General features: G+C 68.9%; 18 protein-coding genes. All 18 read right to left on the bottom strand.

Annotated elements, in window-relative coordinates:
- Window positions 1–108: 108 nt before the first annotated feature.
- On the bottom strand, window positions 109–393 hold the full coding sequence (rpsQ, locus tag CUD01_RS15255) for a 30S ribosomal protein S17 (RefSeq protein WP_094180749.1): 285 nt from the start codon (window positions 391–393) through the stop codon (window positions 109–111).
- Between the two features lie 8 nt (window positions 394–401).
- Complete coding sequence (gene rpmC, locus CUD01_RS15250) at window positions 402–641, bottom strand: 50S ribosomal protein L29 (protein ID WP_094180750.1); 240 nt, start codon at window positions 639–641, stop codon at window positions 402–404.
- A complete protein-coding gene (gene rplP / locus CUD01_RS15245) occupies window positions 641–1057 on the bottom strand; it encodes a 50S ribosomal protein L16 (protein WP_094180751.1) in 417 nt (138 codons plus the stop codon). The genes rpmC and rplP overlap by 1 nt, the downstream gene beginning before the upstream one ends.
- Window positions 1058–1060: 3 nt before the next feature.
- Window positions 1061–1894 carry a 30S ribosomal protein S3 gene (rpsC, locus tag CUD01_RS15240; RefSeq protein WP_094180752.1) on the bottom strand — a complete coding sequence of 278 codons (834 nt, stop codon included), beginning with the start codon at window positions 1892–1894 and terminating at the stop codon, window positions 1061–1063.
- Between the two features lie 2 nt (window positions 1895–1896).
- Entirely contained in the window at window positions 1897–2262 is a 366-nt protein-coding gene (gene rplV / locus CUD01_RS15235) for a 50S ribosomal protein L22 (RefSeq protein WP_094180753.1), read from the bottom strand.
- 50 nt (window positions 2263–2312) lie between these two features.
- Window positions 2313–2594, bottom strand: a complete 282-nt coding sequence (rpsS, locus tag CUD01_RS15230; protein ID WP_013882860.1) for a 30S ribosomal protein S19 — start codon at window positions 2592–2594, stop codon at window positions 2313–2315.
- 15 nt (window positions 2595–2609) lie between these two features.
- On the bottom strand, window positions 2610–3446 hold the full coding sequence (gene rplB / locus CUD01_RS15225; protein ID WP_094180754.1) for a 50S ribosomal protein L2: 837 nt from the start codon (window positions 3444–3446) through the stop codon (window positions 2610–2612).
- Between the two features lie 16 nt (window positions 3447–3462).
- Window positions 3463–3765 (bottom strand): 50S ribosomal protein L23, encoded by a 303-nt coding sequence (gene rplW / locus CUD01_RS15220; RefSeq protein WP_048342528.1) that lies wholly within the window; start codon window positions 3763–3765, stop codon window positions 3463–3465.
- The gene (rplD, locus tag CUD01_RS15215; RefSeq protein ID WP_141322342.1) at window positions 3762–4448 is read right to left on the bottom strand and encodes a 50S ribosomal protein L4; all 687 of its coding nucleotides are present in this window, start codon (window positions 4446–4448) and stop codon (window positions 3762–3764) included. The genes rplW and rplD overlap by 4 nt, the downstream gene beginning before the upstream one ends.
- 5 nt (window positions 4449–4453) lie before the next feature.
- Complete coding sequence (gene rplC / locus CUD01_RS15210; protein ID WP_094180755.1) at window positions 4454–5113, bottom strand: 50S ribosomal protein L3; 660 nt, start codon at window positions 5111–5113, stop codon at window positions 4454–4456.
- Window positions 5114–5136: 23 nt separating this feature from the next.
- Window positions 5137–5445 carry a 30S ribosomal protein S10 gene (rpsJ, locus tag CUD01_RS15205; protein WP_013117879.1) on the bottom strand — a complete coding sequence of 103 codons (309 nt, stop codon included), beginning with the start codon at window positions 5443–5445 and terminating at the stop codon, window positions 5137–5139.
- Window positions 5446–5724: 279 nt separating this feature from the next.
- Entirely contained in the window at window positions 5725–6000 is a 276-nt protein-coding gene (locus CUD01_RS15200) for a hypothetical protein (RefSeq protein ID WP_141322340.1), read from the bottom strand.
- Between the two features lie 127 nt (window positions 6001–6127).
- Window positions 6128–6967, bottom strand: coding sequence for a hypothetical protein (locus CUD01_RS15195; protein WP_141322338.1), 840 nt, complete (start codon window positions 6965–6967; stop codon window positions 6128–6130).
- 203 nt (window positions 6968–7170) lie between these two features.
- Entirely contained in the window at window positions 7171–8364 is a 1194-nt protein-coding gene (gene tuf / locus CUD01_RS15190) for an elongation factor Tu (RefSeq protein ID WP_094180758.1), read from the bottom strand.
- A 122-nt stretch (window positions 8365–8486) separates the two neighbouring features.
- Window positions 8487–10589, bottom strand: coding sequence for an elongation factor G (gene fusA / locus CUD01_RS15185; protein ID WP_141322336.1), 2103 nt, complete (start codon window positions 10587–10589; stop codon window positions 8487–8489).
- Between the two features lie 75 nt (window positions 10590–10664).
- Window positions 10665–11135, bottom strand: coding sequence for a 30S ribosomal protein S7 (gene rpsG, locus CUD01_RS15180; RefSeq protein WP_141322334.1), 471 nt, complete (start codon window positions 11133–11135; stop codon window positions 10665–10667).
- 4 nt (window positions 11136–11139) lie between these two features.
- Window positions 11140–11508, bottom strand: coding sequence for a 30S ribosomal protein S12 (gene rpsL, locus CUD01_RS15175; RefSeq protein WP_013882841.1), 369 nt, complete (start codon window positions 11506–11508; stop codon window positions 11140–11142).
- Between the two features lie 609 nt (window positions 11509–12117).
- Entirely contained in the window at window positions 12118–15987 is a 3870-nt protein-coding gene (locus tag CUD01_RS15170) for a DNA-directed RNA polymerase subunit beta' (protein ID WP_094180760.1), read from the bottom strand.
- Window positions 15988–16102 lie beyond the last annotated feature (115 nt).

The following is a 16102-nucleotide window of genomic DNA, read 5'->3' as shown; positions in this document are numbered from 1 at the left end:
GCGGCGGGGAGCCGGCCCGAGCTCTCGAACCGGACTTCCCCGCCGCCCGTGGGCAACTGTGATGACCGCCGGACGGCGGTCGTTCCACGCAGCCGAAGCCGCGTGATCTTACTTGGCCTTCTCCAGGATCTCCACCAGGCGCCAGCGCTTGGTCGCGCTGAGCGGGCGGGTCTCCATGATGAGGACCAGGTCGCCGATGCCGGCGGTGTTCTGCTCGTCGTGCGCCTTCACCTTGGAGGTGCGGCGGATGACCTTGCCGTAGAGCGGGTGCTTGACCCGGTCCTCGACCTCGACCACGACGGTCTTGTCCATCTTGTCGCTCACGACATAGCCCCGGCGCGTCTTGCGGTACGCGCGGTGCTCGGCCGTGGCGGTGGTGTGCTTCTCGGTCATGTCCAGCCTCACTCGCTCGCGGTCGGCGCGGTACGGATGCCGAGCTCACGCTCGCGCAGGATGGTGTAGATCCGCGCGATGTCGCGGCGCACGGCCTTCAGACGCCCGTGGCTCTCGAGCTGGCCGGTCGCGGACTGGAAGCGGAGGTTGAACAGCTCCTCCTTGGCCTTCTTCAGCTCGCTCACCAGCTTCTCGTCGTCGAAGGCGTCCAGCTCGCTGGGAGCCAGGTCCTTGGTTCCGATAGCCATCAGTTACCACCCTCGCGAACCACGAAACGGGTCTTCATCGGGAGCTTGTGCTGCGCGCGGCGCATGGCCTCGCGCGCCAGGGGCTCCGGGACGCCGGCGAGCTCGAACATCACTCGGCCGGGCTTGACGTTGGCGATCCACCACTCGGGCGAGCCCTTGCCGGAACCCATGCGGGTCTCGGCGGGCTTCTTCGTGAGCGGACGGTCCGGGTAGATGTTGATCCAGACCTTTCCACCACGCTTGATGTGGCGGGTCATCGCGATACGAGCAGCCTCGATCTGGCGGTTCGTGACGTAGGCGGGCTCGAGAGCCTGGATGCCGTACTCGCCGAACGAGATCGTGGTGCCACCCGTGGCCGCGCCGGAGCGCTTCGGGTGGTGCTGCTTGCGGTGCTTCAGCCTGCGCGGGATCAGCACGGCTCAGGCCTCCGTTCCGGTCTCAGGGGTCGCCTCGGGGTTGACCTCGACAGCAGCCTCGGCGGCGGCCGGAGCCTGCGCCTCGCGCTCACGACGACCGCCACCACGCGGGCCACGGTCACCGCGGTCGCCGCGGTCGCCACGAGGGCCACGCGACGGACGCGGAGCGGCGCTCGCCTGCTCGCGGGCGTACTCCTTCTCGGTCATGTCGCCCTTGTAGACCCACACCTTGACGCCGATGCGACCGAACGTCGTGCGGGCCTCGAAGAACCCGTAGTCGATGTTCGCGCGGAGCGTGTGCAGCGGCACACGACCCTCGCGGTAGAACTCCGTGCGGCTCATCTCCGCGCCGCCGAGACGGCCGGAGACCTGCACGCGGATGCCCTTGGCGCCGGCGCGCTGCGCGGACTGGATGCCCTTGCGCATCGCACGGCGGAAGGACACGCGGCTCGCGAGCTGCTCGGCGATGCCCTGGGCGACCAGCTGAGCCTCGAGCTCGGCGTTCTTGACCTCGAGGATGTTGAGCTGGACCTGCTTGCCCGTGAGCTTCTCGAGCTCGCCGCGGATGCGGTCGGCCTCCGCGCCACGACGCCCGATGACGATGCCCGGGCGGGCGGTGTGGATGTCGACGCGGACGCGGTCACGCGTGCGCTCGATCTCGACCTTCGCGATGCCCGCGCGCTCCAGACCCGTGCTCATCAGCTTGCGGATCTGGACGTCCTCGCGGACGTAGTCGCGGTAACGCTGACCCGGCTTGGTCGAGTCGGCGAACCACCGCGAGCGGTGATCGGTGGTGATGCCCAGGCGGTACCCGAGCGGGTTGACCTTCTGCCCCACTGTCAGGACCGTCCCTTCGTCTCACGCTCCGCGACGACCACGGTGATGTGGCTCGTGCGCTTGAGGATCTGGCTGGCGCGACCCTGCGCACGCGGACGGAACCGCTTCAGGGTCGGGCCCTCGTCGACGAAGACCTCCGAGATGTAGAGGTTGGCCTCGTCGAGACGCTGGCTGTTGCGCTTGGCGCCCTCGACCGCGTTCGCGATCGCCGACTGCACCGTCTTGAGGACGGGCTCCGCGGCCGCCTGCGGCGCGAACTTCAGCACCGCCACGGCCTCCCCGGCCTGCTTGCCACGGATGAGGTCGACGACGCGTCGGGCCTTCTGGGGCGTGACGCGGACGAACCGCGCCTTCGCCTTGGCTTCCATCGTGTCTGCTCCTGTCTCTGCCGTCAGGGCGTCACCTGCTGACCCGGGGGTCAGCGGCGACGACCCTTCCGGTCGTCCTTCTCGTGGCCGCGGAACGTGCGCGTCGGGGCGAACTCGCCGAGCTTGTGCCCGACCATCGCCTCGGTCACGAACACCGGGGTGTGCTTACGGCCGTCGTGGACGGCGAAGGTGTGGCCGAGGAAGTCCGGCGTGATGACCGAACGACGCGACCACGTCTTGATGACGTTCTTCGTGCCGGCCTCGTTCTGGACGTCGACCTTCTTCTGGAGGTGGCCGTCGACGAACGGGCCCTTCTTGAGGCTGCGAGGCATTCTCTCGGGCTCCTATCAGCGCTTCTTGCCGGTGCGCCGACGGCGCACGATGAGCTTGTCGCTCGGCTTGTTCGGACGGCGGGTACGGCCCTCGGCCTGACCCCACGGGCTCACCGGGTGGCGGCCACCGGAGGTCTTGCCCTCACCACCACCGTGCGGGTGGTCGATCGGGTTCATCGCGACACCGCGGACGGTCGGGCGCTTGCCCTTCCAGCGCATGCGGCCGGCCTTGCCCCAGTTGATGTTCGACTGCTCGGCGTTGCCGACCTCGCCGATCGTGGCGCGGCAGCGCAGGTCGACGTTGCGGATCTCGCCGGACGGCATGCGCAGCTGCGCGTACGGGCCGTCCTTCGCGACGAGCTGCACCGAGGTCCCGGCCGAGCGGGCGATCTTCGCACCGCCGCCGGGCCGCAGCTCGATGGCGTGGATGACCGTACCGGTCGGGATGTTGCGCAGCGGCAGGTTGTTGCCGGGCTTGATGTCGGCGCCGGCACCGGCCTCGACGACGTCACCCTGCGACAGCTTGTTCGGCGCGATGATGTAGCGCTTCTCGCCGTCCGCGTAGTGCAGCAGCGCGATGCGCGCGGTGCGGTTGGGGTCGTACTCGATGTGCGCGACCTTGGCCGGCACGCCGTCCTTGTCGTGACGACGGAAGTCGATCACGCGGTAGGCGCGCTTGTGCCCGCCACCGTGGTGACGCGTCGTCACACGACCCGTGTTGTTGCGGCCGCCCGACTTGGTCAGCGGCTTGACGAGCGACTTCTCCGGCGTGGAGCGCGTGATCTCGACGAAGTCGGCCACGCTCGAGCCACGGCGACCCGGCGTCGTCGGCTTGTACTTACGGATACCCATGAGTCCTCAGTCCTTCTCAGCCGACCGGACCACCGAAGATGTCGATCGTTCCCTCGCGGAGGGTGACGATCGCACGCTTCGTGTCCTTGCGGCGGCCGATGCCGAAACGGGTCCGGCGGGCCTTGCCCTGACGGTTGGCGGTGTTGACCGAGTCGACCTTCACGCCGAACACCTGCTCGACGGCGATCTTGATCTCGGTCTTGTTCGCCCGCGGGTCGACGAGGAACGTGTACTTGCCCTCGTCGAGCAGGCCGTAGCTCTTCTCGGAGACCACCGGCGCGATCAGGATGTCGCGGGGGTCCTTGCCGACGTTGGTCACTTGGACTCCTCCTCGGCCTCGGTCGAGGTCGCCGTCGCCTTCGCGCCCTTGGTCGGGCCCGCGAGGAACGCGTCGAGCGCCCCCTGCGTGAAGACCACGTCGTCCGAGACGAGGACGTCGTAGGTGTTGAGCTGGTCCGCGACGAGCAGGTGCACGCGCTCGACGTTGCGCAGCGACTTCCACGTGATCTCGTCCGAGCGCTCCACGACCACGAGGACGTGGCGACGCACGGTGAGGTTGTCGAGCACCGCGAGAGCGGCCTTCGTCGACGGGGCCTCACCCGGCGCGAAGCCGGAGACGACGTGCACGCGACCGGCGCGGGCGCGGTCCGAGAGAGCACCGCGGAGCGCCGCGGCCTTCATCTTCTTGGGGGTGCGCTGCGAGTAGTCACGCGGCTGCGGGCCGTGGACGGTGCCACCGCCGGCGAACTGCGGAGCACGCGTCGAGCCCTGCCGGGCGCGACCGGTGCCCTTCTGCTTGTACGGCTTCTTGCCGCCACCACGGACCTCACCACGCGTCTTGGTGTCGTGAGTGCCCTGGCGAGCCGCCGCGAGCTGCGCGACGACCACCTGGTGGATCAGCGGGACGTTGGTCGGGGCGTCGAAGACCTCACCGGGCAGGTCGGCCGTACCGGCCTTCTTGCCCTTCGGGTCCAGGACGTCGACGGTCAGCGTGTCGCTCATCGAGGTCACGCACCCTTCACAGCGGTACGCACGACGACGACGCCGTTCTTGGGGCCGGGGACGGCACCCTTGACGAGCAGGAGGCCCCGCTCGGCGTCGACCGCGTGCACGGTCAGGTTCTGGGTGGTCTGACGGGCGACGCCCATCCGACCGGCCATACGCAGGCCCTTGAACACGCGCGACGGCGTCGACGCGCCACCGATCGAGCCCGGCTTGCGGTGATTGCGGTGCGCACCGTGGGACGCGCTCACGCCGGAGAAGCCGTGACGCTTCATGACACCGGCGGTGCCCTTGCCCTTGGTGGTACCGATGACGTCGACGAGCTGGCCTGCCTCGAAGACGGTCGCGTCGAGCTCCTGGCCGAGCGTGAACTCGGCCGCGTTCGACGTGCGGATCTCAGCCACGTGCCGACGGGGGGTGACCCCCGCCTTCTCGAAGTGGCCCTTGAGCGGCTTGGTGACCTTGCGCGGGTCGATCTGGCCGAAGGCCAGCTGGACAGCCGCGTAGCCGTCAGCCTCAGCGGAGCGGACCTGCGTCACCACGTTCGTGCCGATCTCGACGACCGTGACGGGCACGAGGCGACCGGCCTCGTCCCACAGCTGGGTCATGCCGAGCTTGCGGCCGAGCAGCGCCGTGACGGGGCGCGCGTTCTGCTGGGTAGCCATGAGGATCAGTTCCTTCCCAGCGATCAGAGCTTGATCTCGATGTTCACGTCCGCAGGCAGGTCGAGACGCATGAGCGAGTCGACGGCCTTCGGCGTGGGGTCGATGATGTCGATCAGCCGCTTGTGCGTACGCATCTCGAAGTGCTCGCGGCTGTCCTTGTACTTGTGGGGCGACCGGATGACGCAGAAGACGTTCTTCTCCGTCGGCAGCGGCACCGGACCCACGACCGACGCACCAGCGCGAGTCACCGTGTCGACGATCTTGCGCGCCGAGCTGTCGATGACCTCGTGGTCGTAGGACTTGAGCCGGATGCGGATCTTCTGTCCCGCCATGGCGTCCTCTACTTCTCTCTCTTCGAACCAGTCCTGTCCGACCCCCGCGCTCGGGCGTGTCGCGTTGAGCGACGCACCAGGGCGCTGCGTACCGTGCGGTACAGGATCGGTGGTTGTCGTCGAACCGCCACCACCGGGTGGACCCCGGGGCTGACGCGGTTCGCCACGTCTGTCTGCCCTGCCTCAGGCGCACACGAAGGCACACCCGTAGCGGGCAACCTGAACAGTGTGCCAGACGAGGCCGTCGAACTCCAACCGGGCCCGGTCGTGACCTCGGACTCACTCCACGGCAGCGCGCGGGCGGCCCCGCACCACCTCGAGCGACGCCACGTCGCCGAACGTCGTGACGGTGCACCCGTCGTCGGACAGTCCCCCGACCCCGAGCCGCGCGTCACCGACGGCGAGCTGCGCCCCCTGCGCGACCGTCCGCACCGTCCCACCGGTGGGCGCCTCGGCGGTGCGGGAGCAGGCGCGCGGCGCATCGTCGGCGTCGAGCACGGTCACGGCGACCACCGCTGCGAGCGCGACGACGAGCACACCGAGGCCCACGAGCACCGTGCGGCGGGTGCGCGGTTCCCGTCGCCGGGCACGCGCAGGAGCCGCCCACGCCCCGGGGGTGGTGGACGGCTCCTGCGACCTGCGCGGTGTGCGCTCGGCCGGCTCGTGCTCAGCCGGCTCGTGCTCAGCCGTGGTGCACCATGAGCGTCCCGACGCCGCTCGGCACCTCGACGACGTAGTGCGGGTCCGCCTCGACGAAGCCCTCGGTGGTGAACGTCGAGCCCGACGTGACCGAGTTCTCGGTCACGTCGTCGATCATGACCTGGCCGGCGCCGCCCTGGACGACGACCTTGACCCCGACCCCGTCGGGCACGGTGAGCAGGAACGAGCCGAGGCCGGCCTCGAGGTTGATCACGGACGTGCCCGTCGGCTCACCCAGGTGCACGTCGACCGACCGGGTGCCCGCGACGACCCGCAGCTCGGCGACGTCCGCCGCCGAGAGGTCACCGGAGACGGTGTCGGTCTGCACGTCGAGGACGACCGACCACTGGGCGTCCGGGGCGACCTGCACGGTCGACGACTCGCCGGAGAGCGTCGCGACCGCCGGGCTGCCCTCGGTGGCCTGCGCGGCGGCGTCGGCGCCGGTGGCACCCAGCGCGAGCAGCTTGTCGGCCGGCGCGTCCGCGCTCAGCTGCACCGCGCCGACCGAGCCCTCGATGCGCAGCTGCGCGGAGGTCGCGTCGCCGCGTGCGATCGAGGCGTTCGTGGCGGCGTCGGCGTCGTCGCCGGCCGCGTCGTCGTCGGAGCCACCGCCCAGCACGGCGTAGGCGCCGATGCCGAGGACGACGGCGATGGCGATGCCGACCACCCAGCCGACGACCTTGCCGCGCCCCGCGGGTGCGGGGCCCGACGCCGAGGAGGCGACGACCGAGTCGAAGGACGGGGAGGAGGGGGGCGTGTCGACGGCGGTCGCGGCGTCGCGACGGCCGGCCGCGTCACGCGGCGGAGGGAGCTCAGCGGACATGCGCAGGACGCTAACCGCGCGCGCCGCGCGCACGCGAGGGATCCGGACGAAACACCCGCGGGGTGAAACGTTTTGGACCGCCCTGACCGGCACCTCTTCCCCGCTCCGCGGGGCAGCGCGGAGCGGGGGTCGGGACACACGCAGGGCCCGGGAGCCGAAGCTCCCGGGCCCTGCGTGGTGCGATCAGCCCCGAAGGGCTCGGATCACTTGAGGATCTTCGTGACGCGGCCCGAGCCGACGGTGCGGCCACCCTCGCGGATGGCGAAGCCGAGGCCCTCCTCCATCGCGATGGGCTGGATGAGGTTCACGTGGATCTCGGTGTTGTCACCGGGCATGACCATCTCGGTGCCCTCGGGCAGCGTGATGACGCCGGTGACGTCCGTCGTGCGGAAGTAGAACTGCGGGCGGTAGTTCCCGTAGAACGGGTTGTGACGGCCACCCTCGTCCTTGGCCAGGATGTAGACCTGGCCCTCGAACTCCGTGTGCGGCGTGATCGAGCCGGGCTTGACGACGACCTGGCCGCGCTCGACCTCCTCGCGCTTCGTGCCGCGCAGGAGCAGACCGACGTTCTCGCCGGCCTCGGCGTAGTCGAGCAGCTTGCGGAACATCTCGACGCCGGTGACCGTGGTCTTGATCGCCTTCTCCTTGATGCCGACGATCTCCACCTCCTCGTTCACCTTGAGCTGACCGCGCTCGACGCGGCCCGTCACGACGGTGCCACGACCGGTGATCGTGAAGACGTCCTCGATCGGCATGAGGAACGGCTTGTCGATGTCACGCACCGGGTCCGGCACGTTCTCGTCGACGGCGTCGAGCAGGTCCTCGACCGACTTGACCCAGGTGGGGTCGCCCTCGAGCGCCTTGAGGCCCGAGACGCGGATCACCGGGACGTCGTCGCCGGGGAAGCCCTGCGACGTGAGGAGCTCGCGCACCTCCATCTCGACGAGGTCCAGGATCTCCTCGTCGTCGACCATGTCGGTCTTGTTCAGCGCCACGAGCAGGTAGGGCACGCCGACCTGACGGGCGAGCAGGACGTGCTCACGCGTCTGGGCCATCGGGCCGTCCGTCGCCGCGACCACGAGGATGGCGCCGTCCATCTGCGCCGCACCCGTGATCATGTTCTTGATGTAGTCGGCGTGACCGGGGGCGTCGACGTGCGCGTAGTGACGCTTCTCGGTCTGGTACTCGACGTGCGCGATGTTGATCGTGATACCGCGCTGCTTCTCCTCCGGCGCCTTGTCGATCTCGTCGAACGGCGTGAAGGGGTTCAGGTCGGGGTACTTGTCGTGCAGCACCTTCGAGATCGCGGCGGTCAGCGTCGTCTTGCCGTGGTCGACGTGACCGATGGTCCCGATGTTGACGTGCGGCTTCGTCCGCTCGAACTTCGCCTTGCCCACTAGGTGTCCTCCTCAGGACTTGGTAGAGACTGCCCGGCTGCAGGTACCGGAAGGTACCGGCAGGACGTGCGGCCCCACGGGTCGGTTTGTGTGATGGAACTACAGGTTTCGACCTGTGGGACTTACTCGCCCCGGGTCTTCTTGATGATCTCTTCGGCCACGTTACGAGGAACCTCGGCGTAGCTGTCGAACTGCATCGAGTACACCGCACGACCCTGGGTCTTCGACCGAAGGTCACCGACGTACCCGAACATCTCGGAGAGCGGCACCTGGGCGCGGATCACCTTCACGCCCGTCGCGTCCTCCATGGACTGGATCATGCCGCGGCGCGAGTTCAGGTCGCCGATGACATCACCCATGTAGTCCTCGGGGGTGCGGACCTCGACGGCCATGACCGGCTCGAGAAGAACCGGGTCGGCCTTGCGGACCGCCTCCTTGAGGACCATCGAGCCGGCGATCTTGAACGCCATCTCCGAGGAGTCGACGTCGTGCGCCGCACCGTCGATGAGCGTCGCCTTGATGCCCACGAGCGGGTAGCCCGCGAGCACGCCGAGCTGCATCGCGCTCTGGATACCGGCGTCGACCGAAGGGATGTACTCGCGCGGGACGCGGCCACCGGTGACCGCGTTCTCGAACTGGTACAGCTCGCCCTCGTCGGACTCGAGCGGCTCGAAGGTCACCTGGACCTTCGCGTACTGGCCCGAACCACCGGTCTGCTTCTTGTGCGTGTAGTCGAGCTTCTCGACCTTGCGACGGATCGTCTCGCGGTACGCGACCTGCGGCTTGCCGACGTTGGCCTCGACCTTGAACTCGCGACGCATGCGGTCGACGAGGATGTCGAGGTGGAGCTCGCCCATGCCGCCGATGACGGTCTGGCCGGTCTCCTCGTCGAGCTTGACCCGGAACGTCGGGTCCTCCTCGGCGAGCTTCTGGATCGCGATGGAGAGCTTCTCCTGGTCGCCCTTGGTCTTCGGCTCGATCGCGACGTCGATGACGGGCTCGGGGAACGTCATCGACTCGAGCACGACGGGCGCGCTCGGGTCGGTGAGCGTGTCACCGGTCGTGACGTCCTTGAGGCCGATGAAGGCGTAGATGTGCCCCGCCTGCGCCTCGCCGACAGGGTTCTCCTTGTTGGAGTGCATCTGGAACAGCTTGCCGATGCGCTCCTTCTTGCCCTTGGTCGCGTTGAGGACCTGGGCGCCCTGCTCGACCTTGCCCGAGTACACGCGGACGTAGGTGAGCTTGCCGAAGAACGGGTGCGCGGCGACCTTGAACGCCAGCGCCGCGAACGGCTCGGAGGCGTCGGGGTGGCGCTCGATGACGACCTCGGCGTCCTTGACGTCGTGGCCCTCGACGGCCGGCACGTCCAGCGGCGTCGGCAGGTAGTCGATCACGGCGTCGAGCATGGGCTGCACGCCCTTGTTCTTGAACGCCGAGCCGCACAGCACCGGGTAGGCCTCGGAGGCGACCGTGAGCTTGCGGATGCCCGCCTTGATCTCGGCGACCGTGAGCTCCTCGCCGCCGAGGTACTTCTCGAGCAGCGCCTCGTCGGTCTCGGCGACGGCCTCGATGAGCTCGGCGCGGTACTGCTCCGCCTTCTCCACCAGGTCGGCCGGGATGTCCTCGACCTCGTACTTCTCGCCGAGCGCGGTCTCACCGCGCCAGACGAGCGCACGCTGCTCGACCAGGTCCACGACGCCGATGAAGTCGCTCTCGGAGCCGATGGGCAGCTGGAGGACCAGCGGCTTGGCCTTGAGGCGGTCCACGATCGTCTTCACCGTGAAGTAGAAGTCCGCACCCAGCTTGTCCATCTTGTTGACGAAGCAGATGCGCGGGACGTCGTACTTGTCGGCCTGGCGCCACACGGTCTCCGACTGGGGCTCCACGCCCTCCTTGCCGTCGAACACGGCGACGGCGCCGTCGAGGACGCGCAGCGAGCGCTCGACCTCGACGGTGAAGTCCACGTGACCGGGCGTGTCGATGATGTTGATCTGGTTGTTCTTCCAGTAGCAGGTCGTCGCGGCGGACGTGATCGTGATGCCGCGCTCCTGCTCCTGCTCCATCCAGTCCATCGTCGACGCACCGTCGTGCGTCTCACCGATCTTGTAGTTGACCCCGGTGTAGAACAGGATCCGCTCGGTGGTCGTCGTCTTGCCGGCATCGATGTGCGCCATGATGCCGATGTTGCGGACCTTCGTGAGGTCCGTCAGCACGTCAAGTGCCACGTTGGTCTGCCCCTTGTCGGTTGGCTCGGTGTGCGGCCGGCACACGCTGTCGCGTGCCGGCCGCACCGGCTGGAATCACCAGCGGTAGTGCGCGAAGGCCCGGTTGGACTCGGCCATCTTGTGCATGTCCTCGCGGCGCTTCACAGCGGCACCGAGGCCGTTGGACGCGTCGAGGATCTCGTTCATGAGGCGCTCGGTCATCGTCTTCTCGCGACGAGCGCGCGAGTAGTCGGTGAGCCAGCGCAGCGCGAGCGTCGTGGAGCGCACGGGGCGCACGTCGATCGGCACCTGGTAGGTGGCGCCACCGACGCGACGCGACTTGACCTCGAGCGACGGACGCACGTTGTCGAGCGCGCGCTTGAGCACGACGACCGGGTCCTGCTGGGTCTTCTCGCGAACGCCCTCGAGCGCGCCGTAGACGATCGACTCGGCGACGGTCTTCTTGCCGTCGAGGAGGATCTTGTTGATGAGCTGCGTGACGACCGGCGACCCGTAGACGGGGTCGACGATCAGCGGCCGCTTCGGGGCGGGACCCTTACGAGGCATCGGTTCAGCCCTTCTTCGCGCCGTAGCGGCTGCGCGCCTGCTTGCGGTTCTTCACGCCCTGCGTGTCGAGCGCGCCGCGCACGATCTTGTAGCGGACACCGGGGAGGTCCTTCACACGACCGCCGCGGACGAGCACGATCGAGTGCTCCTGGAGGTTGTGGCCCACGCCGGGGATGTACGCCGTGACCTCGACACCCGACGACAGGCGCACACGGGCGACCTTGCGCAGGGCGGAGTTCGGCTTCTTGGGGGTCGTGGTGTACACGCGCGTGCACACACCGCGACGCTGGGGGCTGCCCTTGAGGGCAGGCGTCTTCGACTTGTTCGTCTTCGCCTGCCGGCCCTTGCGGACCAGCTGCTGGATCGTAGGCACTACGTCTCCGTCTGGTAGATGAGCTCTGGTCGACCGGACCCCGTCACCCAGGACGGCCGGCAAGTGCGCGAGTCGCCGCCCGTCGCGCGGCTATCGCCTGGTCTTTCCTCCCGCACCGACCCCCGCGCTCGGGCGTGTCGCCCCGGTCCTCTGCGGCGCCGAGGCCCAGCAGGAGCTGGGCGGCGGGAGCCGCGCGAGTGGCGGGGGATCGCTTGCCGCACTCGTCGTGACGTCCGTCCGGCGAACCGGACCGCGTCCGTGCGAGTGCACGCGCGAGGGCCCGACGGCGCGGGCACAGAGTCCAACGTTACCTGGCCGCCATAGCACCGTCAAAGGACCACGACTGTGACGCTCCCCGCCACATGCCCGCTCCCCCGGCGCAGCCCCGCCACCTGCGTCGGCGCCGCCGCGGTCAGGAGCAGGACGCCGCCGCACCCGGCCAGCGGCCCTCCCGGCGGTGCACCCGCAGCACCTTGACCAACCCCCACCGCGCGGACGCGGGCCACCCGTCGGGGACCGCGTCCGACCCCTCGGCGCGCGGGGCCGGGACGCCCGAGGGGGCCCACCGTCATGCGGTGGACCCCCTCGGGTCAGGTCAGGAGACCGACGTCAGCGCAGGTCGCCGAAGTCGATGTCCTCGAGCGGGATCGCCTCACCCGAGCCGAAGCCCAGGGCGGGGAAGTCGATCTCGTCGTAGCCGAACGTCGGGTACAGCTCGGCCTTGGCCTCCTCGGTCGGCTCCACGGCGATGTCGCGGTAACGCGGCAGGCCGGTACCGGCGGGGATGAGCTTGCCGAGGATGACGTTCTCCTTGAGGCCGAGCAGCGGGTCGGACCGACCCGACATCGCGGCCTCGGTGAGCACGCGGGTCGTCTCCTGGAAGGAGGCCGCCGACAGCCACGAGTCCGTCGCGAGCGACGCCTTCGTGATGCCCATGAGCTCCGGACGACCCGAGGCCGGCTGACCGCCCTCGGCGACCGTCCTGCGGTTCGCGTCCTCGAACTTCCCGCGCTCGGCGAGCTCGCCGGGCAGCAGGTCGGTCGTGCCGGAGTCGAGCACCGTCACGCGACGCAGCATCTGCCGCACGATGACCTCGATGTGCTTGTCGTGGATGTCCACGCCCTGCGAGCGGTAGACCTCCTGCACCTCGTCGACCAGGTGCTCCTGCGTCTTGCGCGGGCCCAGGATGCGCAGGACCTTCTTCGGGTCCACGGCACCCTGCACCAGCTGCGTGCCGACCGCGACGTGGTCGCCGTCGTTCACCAGCAGACGCGAGCGCTTGGTGATCGGGTACGCGATCTCCTCCGAGCCGTCGTCCGGCGTCAGGACGATGCGCCGCGAGCGGTCACCCTCCTCGATCGCCACCCGGCCCGAGAACTCCGCGATCGGCGCCTCGCCCTTGGGGGTGCGGGCCTCGAAGAGCTCCTGGACACGCGGCAGACCCTGCGTGATGTCCTCCGCGGAGGCGACACCACCGGTGTGGAAGGTACGCATCGTCAGCTGCGTGCCGGGCTCACCGATCGACTGCGCCGCGATGATGCCGACGGCCTCACCGATGTCGACGAGCTTGCCGGTGGCCAGCGAGCGGCCGTAGCACTTCGCGCACGTGCCGACACGCGACTCGCACGTGAGCACCGACCGCACCTTGAGGGTGTCGACGCCCGTCTCGAGCAGGCGGTCCAGCAGGACGTCGCCCACGTCGTCGCCCGCGCGGCCGATGACCTCGCCCTCCACCTCGATGTCGGTGGCCAGCGTGCGCGAGAAGACGCTCGTCTCCACCTTGTCGTGGCGGCGCAGCTTGCCGTCCGCACCCGGGACACCGATCGGCATGGTCAGACCACGCTCGGTGCCGCAGTCGTCCTCGCGCACGATGACGTCCTGCGAGACGTCCACCAGACGACGCGTGAGGTAACCCGAGTCGGCGGTCCGCAGAGCGGTGTCCGCCAGACCCTTACGGGCACCGTGCGTCGCGATGAAGTACTCGAGGACGGACAGGCCCTCGCGGTAGTTGGACTTGATCGGGCGCGGGATGATCTCGCCCTTCGGGTTCGCCACGAGACCGCGCATACCGGCGATCTGACGGACCTGCATCCAGTTACCACGCGCGCCCGAGCCGACCATCCGGAACACCGTGTTGCGCGCAGGGAAGTTCTCCTGCATCGACTTGGCGACCTTGTCGGTGGCCTGGGTCCAGATCTCGATGAGCTCCTGACGACGCTCGTCGTCGGTGATGAGGCCCTTCTCGTACTGGCCCTGCACCTTCGCCGCGCGCGCCTCGTGCTCCTCGAGGATCGCCGCCTTCGCCGCCGGCGTGGCGACGTCGGAGATCGCGATCGTCACGCCCGAGCGGGTGGCCCAGCGGAAGCCGGCCTCCTTCAGGGCGTCGAGCGACGCCGCGACGGCCACCTTGGGGTAGCGCTCCGCGAGGTCGTTCACGATCACGGACAGCCGCTTCTTGTCGACGACGCCGTTCTCGTACGGGTAGTCGACCGGGAGCAGCTCGTTGAACAGCGCGCGGCCCAGCGTCGTCTCGAACAGCAGGGTCTGGCCGTACTCGTAGCCCTCGGGCGCGTCCTCCTCGGGCAGCACCAGGTCGTCGAACCGGATCTTCACGACCGCGTTGAGGTCGAGCGTGCCCTGGTCGAACGCCATGACGGCCTCGGCGACCGAGCTGAACGCACGGCCCTCGCCCTCGGCACCCGGCTTGTCGGACGTCAGGTGGTACAGGCCGATGATCATGTCCTGCGAGGGCATGGTCACCGGACGACCGTCCGACGGCTTGAGGATGTTGTTGCTCGAGAGCATGAGGATGCGGGCCTCGGCCTGCGCCTCCGCGCTCAGGGGCAGGTGGACGGCCATCTGGTCACCGTCGAAGTCCGCGTTGAACGCGGCGCAGACGAGCGGGTGCAGGTGGATCGCCTTGCCCTCGACCAGCTGCGGCTCGAACGCCTGGATGCCCAGACGGTGCAGCGTGGGCGCACGGTTCAGCAGCACCGGGTGCTCGGTGATGACCTCCTCGAGCACGTCCCACACGACCGGGCGGGCGCGCTCGACCATGCGCTTGGCGGACTTGATGTTCTGCGCGTGGTTGAGGTCCACCAGGCGCTTCATGACGAACGGCTTGAACAGCTCGAGCGCCATCTGCTTCGGCAGGCCGCACTGGTGCAGCTTGAGCTGCGGGCCGACGACGATGACCGAACGGCCCGAGTAGTCGACGCGCTTGCCGAGCAGGTTCTGGCGGAACCGGCCCTGCTTGCCCTTGAGCATGTCGGAGATCGACTTCAGCGGACGGTTGCCGGGGCCCGTGACCGGGCGGCCGCGGCGGCCGTTGTCGAACAGCGAGTCCACGGCCTCCTGGAGCATCCGCTTCTCGTTGTTGACGATGATCTCCGGCGCGCCCAGGTCCAGGAGCCGCTTGAGGCGGTTGTTCCGGTTGATGACGCGGCGGTACAGGTCGTTCAGGTCCGAGGTGGCGAACCGGCCACCGTCGAGCTGGACCATCGGGCGCAGGTCCGGCGGGATGACCGGGACCGCGTCGAGGACCATGCCCGTCGGCGAGTTGTTCGTCGTGAGGAACGCGTTGACGACCTTCAGACGCTTGAGGGCACGCGTCTTGCGCTGGCCCTTGCCCGTCTTGATGATCTCGCGCAGGTTCTCCGACTCCGCCTCCAGGTCGAACGCCTCGAGGCGCTTCTGGATCGCCGCGGCGCCCATCGAGCCCTCGAAGTAGTTGCCGTAGCGGTCCTGGAGCTGGCGGTAGAGCATCTCGTCGCCCTCGAGGTCCGCGACCTTGAGGTTCTTGAACCGGTCCCAGACCTGCTCGAGGCGCTCGATCTCCGCGTCCGCACGCTTGCGGATCTGCGCCATCTCCCGCTCGGCCGAGTCGCGCACCTTGCGCCGTGCGTCGGCCTTGGCACCCTCCGCCTCGAGCTCGGCCAGGTCGGCCTCGAGCTTGGCGGCACGGTTGTTGATGTCGTTGTCGCGGCGGTCCGCGATCTCCTTGCGCTCCAGGTCGATCTCGTTCTGGAGGTTCGGGAGGTCCTCGTGACGGCCCTCCTCGTCGACCCACGTGATCATGTAGGCCGCGAAGTAGATGACCTTCTCGAGGTCCTTGGGCGCCAGGTCGAGCAGGTAGCCCAGACGCGACGGCACACCCTTGAAGAACCAGATGTGCGTGACGGGGGCGGCCAGCTCGATGTGGCCCATGCGCTCACGGCGCACCTTGGAACGCGTCACCTCGACGCCGCAGCGCTCGCAGATGATGCCCTTGAAGCGCACGCGCTTGTACTTGCCGCAGTTGCACTCCCAGTCCCGGGTGGGACCGAAGATCTTCTCGCAGAAGAGACCGTCCTTCTCCGGCTTCAGGGTCCGGTAGTTGATGGTCTCGGGCTTCTTGACCTCGCCGTGCGACCAGGCACGGATGTCGTCGGCCGTGGCCAGGCCGATACGCAGCTCGTCGAAGACGTTGACGTCGAGCAAGGGGGTCCTACTTCCTTCGCTAGCCGGGCCCGGGACGGGCCTGCGGCGGACGGAATGGTGCAAGGGGTGGTGCGGGCGGCTCGTCGTGCGCTCTCACCCGAGGGTGGGCGGCACG

The organism is Cellulomonas uda (assembly GCF_006538705.1).
Taxonomy (GTDB): domain Bacteria; phylum Actinomycetota; class Actinomycetes; order Actinomycetales; family Cellulomonadaceae; genus Cellulomonas; species Cellulomonas uda.
This window is presented reverse-complemented; position numbering and strand designations above follow the sequence as displayed.

What these genes read in the sequence shown, in the direction of transcription:
- rpmC (WP_094180750.1), bottom strand. Translation starts at nt 641, where the DNA reads ATGGCTATCGGAACCAAGGACCTGGCTCCCAGCGAGCTGGACGCCTTC.
- rplC (WP_094180755.1), bottom strand. Translation starts at nt 5,113, where the DNA reads ATGGCTACCCAGCAGAACGCGCGCCCCGTCACGGCGCTGCTCGGCCGC.
- rpsG (WP_141322334.1), bottom strand. Translation starts at nt 11,135, where the DNA reads ATGCCTCGTAAGGGTCCCGCCCCGAAGCGGCCGCTGATCGTCGACCCC.
- rplV (WP_094180753.1), bottom strand. Translation starts at nt 2,262, where the DNA reads ATGGAAGCCAAGGCGAAGGCGCGGTTCGTCCGCGTCACGCCCCAGAAG.
- rplD (WP_141322342.1), bottom strand. Translation starts at nt 4,448, where the DNA reads ATGAGCGACACGCTGACCGTCGACGTCCTGGACCCGAAGGGCAAGAAG.
- rplB (WP_094180754.1), bottom strand. Translation starts at nt 3,446, where the DNA reads ATGGGTATCCGTAAGTACAAGCCGACGACGCCGGGTCGCCGTGGCTCG.
- rpsQ (WP_094180749.1), bottom strand. Translation starts at nt 393, where the DNA reads ATGACCGAGAAGCACACCACCGCCACGGCCGAGCACCGCGCGTACCGC.
- rpsJ (WP_013117879.1), bottom strand. Translation starts at nt 5,445, where the DNA reads ATGGCGGGACAGAAGATCCGCATCCGGCTCAAGTCCTACGACCACGAG.
- rpsS (WP_013882860.1), bottom strand. Translation starts at nt 2,594, where the DNA reads ATGCCTCGCAGCCTCAAGAAGGGCCCGTTCGTCGACGGCCACCTCCAG.
- CUD01_RS15195 (WP_141322338.1), bottom strand. Translation starts at nt 6,967, where the DNA reads ATGTCCGCTGAGCTCCCTCCGCCGCGTGACGCGGCCGGCCGTCGCGAC.